At 38.5% G+C, this 7,795-nt stretch carries 6 protein-coding genes, 1 tRNA gene and 1 pseudogene; 5 read left to right on the top strand and 3 right to left on the bottom strand.

Translation table 11 applies throughout. The annotated features are described in order from the left end of the window. The coding region (groEL, locus tag ACFIO3_RS05780; protein ID WP_375704192.1) for a chaperonin GroEL at positions 1–722 on the bottom strand (722 nt) is incomplete at its 3' end. Between the two features lie 58 nt (positions 723–780). Further along, positions 781–1,077, bottom strand: a complete 297-nt coding sequence (gene groES / locus ACFIO3_RS05775; protein ID WP_005774667.1) for a co-chaperone GroES — start codon at positions 1,075–1,077, stop codon at positions 781–783. 227 nt (positions 1,078–1,304) lie between these two features. Between groES and fumC the strand changes: the two genes are divergently transcribed. From fumC to ACFIO3_RS05760, 3 genes and pseudogenes are all read left to right on the top strand, one after another. Next, positions 1,305–2,693 carry a class II fumarate hydratase gene (gene fumC, locus ACFIO3_RS05770; RefSeq protein WP_375606494.1) on the top strand — a complete coding sequence of 463 codons (1,389 nt, stop codon included), beginning with the start codon at positions 1,305–1,307 and terminating at the stop codon, positions 2,691–2,693. An 893-nt stretch (positions 2,694–3,586) separates the two neighbouring features. Continuing rightward, positions 3,587–3,805 (top strand): annotated as a pseudogene (locus ACFIO3_RS05765) (lyase family protein); the annotation flags it as partial. Positions 3,806–4,430: 625 nt separating this feature from the next. Further along, entirely contained in the window at positions 4,431–5,318 is an 888-nt protein-coding gene (locus ACFIO3_RS05760; protein ID WP_375704191.1) for an outer membrane protein, read from the top strand. A 1,326-nt stretch (positions 5,319–6,644) separates the two neighbouring features. Here the strand turns inward: ACFIO3_RS05760 and ACFIO3_RS05755 are convergent. Further along, a tRNA-Leu gene (locus tag ACFIO3_RS05755) sits at positions 6,645–6,729 on the bottom strand. Positions 6,730–6,950: 221 nt separating this feature from the next. On the opposite strand from ACFIO3_RS05755, the gene ACFIO3_RS05750 reads away from it, so the two are divergent. Then, positions 6,951–7,556 (top strand): YqaA family protein, encoded by a 606-nt coding sequence (locus tag ACFIO3_RS05750; RefSeq protein ID WP_375606496.1) that lies wholly within the window; start codon positions 6,951–6,953, stop codon positions 7,554–7,556. A 12-nt stretch (positions 7,557–7,568) separates the two neighbouring features. After that, positions 7,569–7,795 (top strand): disulfide bond formation protein B (locus ACFIO3_RS05745; RefSeq protein ID WP_375704190.1); only part of this gene is annotated, 227 nt, incomplete at its 3' end.

The following is a 7,795-nucleotide window of genomic DNA, read 5'->3' as shown; positions in this document are numbered from 1 at the left end:
ACAACAGCTTCAAGCACAGGAAGAAGAGATTGCAAATTAGACAATTTCTTTTCGTGAATGAGAATGTAAGGATCATCAAGATCAGCGACCATTTTCTCAGCATTTGTGACAAAATAAGGGGAAAGATACCCACGGTCAAATTGCATTCCTTCAACGACTTCTAATTCCGTTTCAGCAGTTTTAGCTTCTTCCACGGTAATGACGCCTTCATTGCCCACTTTTTCCATAGCATCAGCGATCATTTTACCGATTTCAGCAGCGCCATTAGCGGAAATTGTTCCCACCTGTGCAATTTCTGCTGAAGTTTGGATTTTTTTTGCTTTTTTGAAGAGGTTTGCCACCACTTCTTCAACAGCAGCATCAATCCCACGTTTAAGATCCATTGGGTTCATGCCCGCCGCAACAGCTTTAACACCTTCTTGCACAATAGCTTGTCCTAAAACAGTTGCTGTTGTTGTTCCATCACCAGCGATATCATTGGTTTTAGAAGCAACTTCGCGCAACATTTGTGCACCCATATTTTCGAACTTATCTTCCAGTTCGATTTCCTTTGCAACGGATACACCATCTTTTGTGATACGAGGCGCACCGAATGATTTATCAATCACCACATTGCGACCTTTAGGGCCGAGTGTCACCTTAACAGCATTAGCAAGGATGTCGACACCGCGCAACAAACGCTCACGCGCTTCACGGCCAAATTTGACTTCTTTAGCAGCCATTTAATTTCTCCTTGGAGTTTTCTCAAAATAGTACACAATGAAAAATTAAGCGCTTCAATTAGCCCATAATTCCCATAATGTCAGATTCTTTCATGATGAGGAGATCTTCCCCATTAATCTTGACTTCAGTTCCAGACCATTTTCCAAACAAAATACGGTCTCCTGTTTTGACTTCTAACGGCACGCGCTTTCCGTTATCATCGAGAGCGCCATTGCCAACAGCAATCACTTCGCCTTCTTGGGGTTTTTCTTTTGCTGTATCAGGGATGATAATCCCACCAGCCGTTTTATTTTCAGATTCAACCCGACGGACAACGACACGGTCGTGAAGTGGGCGGAATTGTATATTAGCCATGTTTTAAATCCTTAAAACTGAACATAATTGCATTAATCTTAAAAGTTCTTGCTAGCACTCTCAAGCTACGAGTGCTAGCATGTATTAGATATAAAATCGGCATCTCTCAATGTCAAGAATAGCCATAAAAATAATTTCTCTAAATGAAGCTTCAAAGTCTTGCCTCTTATTGCACTTTCGCGTTATCTATCTTTTTTGAGAACCCGTGAACAAAAAAGGATCTTATCATGGTTGAAACACGTCAGGAAACGGATAGCTTTGGAACGATTTCGGTACGTCAAGATCGTTATTGGGGCGCACAAACTGAACGTTCTCTGCATAATTTTAATATTGGCAGTGAAAAGCAGCCTCTTGCCATCATCTATGCCTTAGTCCTTGTCAAAAAAGCAGCAGCGATTGTAAATATGGGCAAAGGAAAACTACCAGAAAATATTGGAAAAGCAATTATTGCCGCCGCTGATGAAGTGCTTGCCGGCGATTTTGATACGCATTTTCCACTGTCCGTCTGGCAAACAGGTTCTGGCACACAAAGCAATATGAATGTCAATGAAGTCATTGCTAATCGTGCTAGTAAGATTTTGGGAGGAAAACTTGGAAGCAAAAAACCAGTTCATCCCAATGACCATGTCAATATGAGCCAATCATCGAACGATTCCTTTCCCACGGCGCTTCACATTGCCACCACGTTGCAAACACGCCAACACTTACTGCCAATCCTTGAAGCTCTTATTGCGACATTAAAACAAAAAGAGCAAGAATTTGCAGATATCATTAAAATCGGCCGCACCCATACGCAAGATGCAACCCCTTTAACCTTAGGGCAAGAATTTTCAGGCTATCGTGCCGCATTAGAAGCCAATTTTCAGCGTATTAAAAATGCTCTAACCGATGTCCAAATGCTTGCTCAAGGTGGTACGGCTGTTGGCACAGGACTGAATGCACCCAAAGGTTTTGACGTTGCTTTTGCGCAAACAGTGAGCACTCTCACAGAAATAACGTTCCAAACTGCCCGCAATAAATTTGAAGCACTTGCCCATCATGGCGCCCTTGCGCATTTCCACGGGAGCTTGAATGCCTTAGCTGCTGATCTGTTTAAAATTGCCAATGACATTCGGTTTTTAGGCTCTGGTCCACGTTCCGGTTTAGGGGAACTCAGTCTTCCTGAAAATGAACCCGGATCTTCTATTATGCCCGGCAAAGTCAACCCCACGCAATGTGAAGCCTTAACCATGGTCGCATGCCAAGTTTTTGGTAATCACACCAGCGTAACCTTTGCCGCAAGCCAAGGACATTTTGAACTCAACGTTTATAAACCTGTTATTGGCTATAACGTTTTACAATCAATTACCCTTCTTGGTGATTGCATGCGTTCTTTTGATATGCATTGTATTCAAGGATTACGGGCCAATCGTGTTCATATTCACTCGCTCATGGAGCGCTCACTCATGTTAGTCACAGCTCTTGCACCAGAAATTGGCTATGAAAAAGCTGCTGAAATTGCCAAAGCAGCGCATAAAAATGATACAACTTTGCGCACCGAAGCATTAAAAGCAGGGGTTTTTGTAGAGGATTATGACCGATTAGTTGATCCCAAAAAGATGATTGCTCCCCAATAAACAACTCACTAAAAAAGATACAAACGTCTTAAAACAAATCTTTCTGTCAAAAGATCGGGGTGTTTTACACCCCGATGATGACCGATAACAATTACCCACAGCGTTCATTTTAGGCTCTGAGCCGCATTTATGCTATGGGTGTTTTTGTTGCTTATATTGTACTTAAAAGGCACAACGATTTTGGAAAGGAATGGATAGTCATAGCTCAACACCCAATAGCTATACTGGCAAAAAGTGATTTAAAGGGATATGACCTTAAGGTGTTTTTCATTCTAGCTTCGCGTCTTGATTTTGAAAATCTATTAGCTATCAACCAAACAAAATTAGCTCAAAAAAATCGGTATTAATAGACATAATTTCAATCGAAGTATAAAAAGATTAATGAATTCATCGTAGTTACGCTTTACAATGTTATCATTATTGATAACATTGGGTAAATAACTCTTATCTCAATGAGATAATGTGTTTATTTATAATAATAATCTAGCGTTATCCATATTGAACGAGAATCCTAAATACCGTAAGATTTTCTCATTTTAAATCTGTCCCATGTTGCATCAATCAAAATCACTTACTTGCACATCACAAACGCAATGAATGTATGAATAGAAATTGTATCCGATAAGGACTACAAACGCCTCTAATGAACCACCTCAAGTGCCAAGGACTGTCACAACGGACAAAGGGGCCTATCACAACATTGTGGAGAGGACTGTCACAACACCCTACGAACTGGCAAATATAGTAATGGTACCGACTTTCTCCTTTATGAAGCGTAAAAGAGGTGCTCAATAGATTTATCATTATATCATTCACAATCGCCGTCGTGAAATGGGTTTAGGAACATTGAGAAATGTCTCCTTTATGAAGCGTGAAAATGGGTGCTCAATAGAGGAACAGCTGTTGGAACAAAATTCGATGTACTGAAAGGTTTTGACCTTTGCTGAAACAATCTACTCTTTGACGGGATATCCTTGACAGCTCGCAAGAAATTGGAGGCATTTGCCCATTATGGCGCCCTCACCCATTTCCACAAAAACCTGAATGCACGCGCTAATCTCTTTAAAATAGCCAACGACATTCAGTTTTTAGGCTCTCATCCACGTTCCGGCTTTAAGCGAACGGAACGGAGAGTTTATCCGTTTTACATGGCGCATAAGAAACCTCATGAGACTTGAGATTCTCGCACTTTACTCCTTCTGATTCTTCGTATTCCATTCAATCAATCAAAACTATTCGCTTAGATTATTATAAGCAAAAGTGGCATATAGATAAAAAAGAAATAAAGTCGCTCATCCCCTCGAGTGCTCAAAAGGCTACCGCAATACAAAGCTATGCAATATCAAAAACGAGCAACGAATATGACGGTACCAATATGCATTTTTACGATAAATTGAATATTTAAGCACATTGGTGTCAATCATAATGGATAATACATTTAACAACAAAAAGTGTTTTAATATATATAAAGTAATATTTTTTTAATAAATAGAAAGCTTGTTTACTATACTATAATTTTTTCTAAAACACAGAAAACACTGAAAGAGTATATAAAAATACTGAAAAATCAATATAAACGTGGGATAATAGCATGAAAACAAGTTTCAAGAACGCTTAAATATGGATAATTATAGAGTTTTTGAATGTTTTAGTTTTCATAATGATATTAAATATAGATTTTTTTAACCAATTCGTATATAATACGATTTGTATCTGAAATAAATTGGGGACGTTTTTATGAAAACAAAATGTTTAGTTGCACTATCTATTTTCACCTTCATTACCGCTTCAACAGCGCAAGCAGCAGATACAGTAATCTTTAAGCAATCAGAACCGAAGGTTTCATTGCAAGATGTTTCGTCATCACGTATTTCACCGGTTACTGTTTCTGCGCCTTTTTCTTGGTCTGGTTTTTATTTTGGAGGACAAATTGGATATTTTTCCAATAAAAATACTCTAAATTATGCACAAGAAGCTAGGGACGGAAAGTGGGCTTGGGTTGATAGAGATTTATCACCGAAACTATCAGGATTGAGAGCAGGTTTGTATGCAGGTTCTAATATTGATCTGGGAGATCTTGTTTTCAGTTTTGATACCGACATGGTCTGGTCTGGGAGGAAAAGCACCCAAACAGACAATGGAAAGAAAATTCTAGATGAATCAAACTCCATTAACATTGCCTTTAAAAAAGCTGGGATTCCTATCATAAAACCTGCAGCTCAGGGTGAAACGATATCCAACTATGGTGACATTGTTGTTAGCAGTGTAACATTGAAAGAAACGTGGTCTGGTGCCACGCGCGCGCGTATTGGTTTTGCTTCCCATCGTCTTATGCCTTATATTGCAGGGGGTATAGCCTACACACAGATGCAATATATCATGTCACTTTTATCAAAATCGCAAGAAGATTCGACAATTTTTGCTTCTGGCAATGTGTTAGATGAGACAAAAACAATGTTTGGTTACACTATTGGTGGTGGTTTTGATCTTGCAATGACAGATAATATCATTATGCGTACAGAATATCGTTATTCAGATTTTTTTAAAAAGAAATTTGCAAACGACAACCTTAAAATCTCTTCTCAAACGCATGATGTTCGCTTTGGTATCGCTTATAAATTCTAAGTTTTGTAGAAAAATTGAACAATTAAAAAACCCTGTTAAAAACGGGGTTTTTTAATGCCCCTTTACCCCTAAAAAGACGTAGATTCTAAAAGCCTGTACTAAACTTTAAACAAATAGTCACGAAACAATAAAGCCTCTCCCTCTCTTAAAGCAAATTTCTATCCTCTCAGCCTTTCATGTAATGCATTTGGAGTATAAGAGCTTTACCATCATACCACTAGGTGCCATCATAAAATAAATGAGAGCCGTTATTAAGAGATATTTCTTTAAAATAAATATGGATATTGTGCATCAATTGCAGTTTTATAAGATGATGTTGACTTGCCTCCCCGCTCTCAAAGGATAAAGATTCTAAAAATCCATTTTTAAACACCATGTCCGTTTATAAAAACACAAAAACTCTTGGGGGATATCGGGGGACTCTTGGGCGGGCTTCTTTGGGCTCCTCCGCATGGAATGCTCTTAAACCTACAGCAAGATAAACACATTTAAGAATATCCAACACACACCGAAAAAATACTGTAACGTTTCAAGGAAGTATGCCCTATATTACCACACTTCAAACGACAGTATTTTACCGCTATTGTATGCCAGAATGGAGAGAGGATATTGCGGTTCTCTGTTTATGTAATTTCTGTAACGGGAAGACAACTTCATTTAGGGAGCACATGAAGTTGTCAAGGTAAAAACCAATTTCCAATCTTACCATTTCCCTCTGCTTTACGACTTTCAAAAGCCTTTAAAGCACAATCTTTTAAGCCTCTGCTCCTGTCTTTTAAAGAGAGGAAATTACACATTGCCCCATGTTTTTGTTTCTCACATATCTTTTTTGGATCACACCCTTCATATCATACGGCAGCGCTTCAAACCAAACACACTCAAATTCAAGATACTTGGGTTGCCAATTCACATGCGTGTTTTAAAGAAACATCTCTCAAAACCCTCAAGCTCATTTTGCGACAGCACCCACAGGAATATAAAATCTATAGAGCACCATCTCTACACTTCATAAAAATGCAAGCTGGCACCATCCATCATATACTTTACCTCCAATGATGCCCTTGAAACGGCATAAGAGGCATTTTTATTCATTTTTTGTAAAATTTCACTCCACGCGAGCTCATCTAGCTTGTAACGTACAAGCGACATGATTTTGGTTGATTTACTACAAACAGACTTGAAATGAAAGAATCCTAGGGTATTAGAGGTTTTTCATTCAACATGCCAAACATTGAACACGGTCTATAAATCCCACGTTTTATACCCCCCATGTTTTATAAAACAACGTGATGCGCCGTAACAGGATAAAGGAAAATATTTATGAAGTGGTGCGGGTGGTCGGACTCGAACCGACACTCCTCTCGGAACCAGATTTTGAGTCTGGCGCGTCTACCAGTTCCACCACACCCGCACACTGCTATAAAAGACAGGACTATAAAAGACAGACTTGTCGATTATTCCTTTGCACTATATGAAGAAGAACAGATTCGTCAACAGAAGACTTCTCATTTTTTAAGAATTCATATCATTTTCTTATCTATTTTATGGAATATTTTCTTTATTGGATTTCTCTACCGGATTTATAGCAATCTCATTTGTAAAGTCTTTACCTCTTAAACTTATAAAAGCCTCATGATATTAAACAAATTAAAGCTTTGGACGATTTCTTTAGCAAATCGGCGTACAGCACCACACTGGCTTGGTTTCATTGCCTTTATTGAAAGTTCTATTTTTCCAATTCCCATAGATGTTTTATATATTCCGATGCTGCTTATCCATCAAAAGCGGGTTTATCGTTATGCTTTGATTGCGACGATCTGTTCTGTATTAGGAGGCATTGCCGGTTGGTTTATCGGACATTTTGCCTATGATACCCTTGCCAAACCCATTTTAGAAATTTATGGTAAGGTTGAAAGTTTTGAATCTCTGAAAAATAGTACAACCCTGCAATTTCTCATCATTTTACTGATAACATCAGGTTTTTTTCATCTTCCCCCCATCAAGATTGTCACAATTTTGGCCGGTGTTATGAGTGTGCGTCTTGAATTTTTCATTCTTATTTGTATTTTTTCCAGAGGCGCTCGTTTTTATCTTCTTGCGTGGCTGATTAAACATTTTGGGCAAAAAGCAATGAATTTTCTAGTACAGCATTTTAAATGGATTGTTCTCATTGGTTGTGTTAGCCTCCTTTTAATTTATGGGATTTTCATAGCTTTTTTAAACAAGAAGCTTTTATAAGGAACAGACTTAATGGCATGCGTTTTGTCTTCTCATCCACTTTTACACAAGCACCTTCATGTTGAACCCAGCAGAAAAGAACAATGTTTATGGGCTTTTTTTCTCGCTTTTTGCTTGTCTGCCACAATAGGTCTCGCCCTTAGTTTTGAATATCTTGGCGGATATCTTCCTTGCGATTTATGTCTCATAGAGCGTTTTCCCTATTATGGTGCCATACCATTTTTGCTCTTAGCAGGTTT

It is taken from the genome of Bartonella sp. AD328YNZD (genome assembly GCF_042196425.1).
The sequence above is the reverse complement of the archived record's forward strand: the minus strand, read 5'-3'. Positions and strand labels throughout refer to the sequence as shown.

Bases quoted from the DNA above. Each gene is read 5' to 3' on its own strand.
- groES (WP_005774667.1), bottom strand. From the start codon at position 1,077: ATGGCTAATATACAATTCCGCCCACTTCACGACCGTGTCGTTGTCCGT.
- fumC (WP_375606494.1), top strand. From the start codon at position 1,305: ATGGTTGAAACACGTCAGGAAACGGATAGCTTTGGAACGATTTCGGTA.
- ACFIO3_RS05760 (WP_375704191.1), top strand. From the start codon at position 4,431: ATGAAAACAAAATGTTTAGTTGCACTATCTATTTTCACCTTCATTACC.
- ACFIO3_RS05750 (WP_375606496.1), top strand. From the start codon at position 6,951: ATGATATTAAACAAATTAAAGCTTTGGACGATTTCTTTAGCAAATCGG.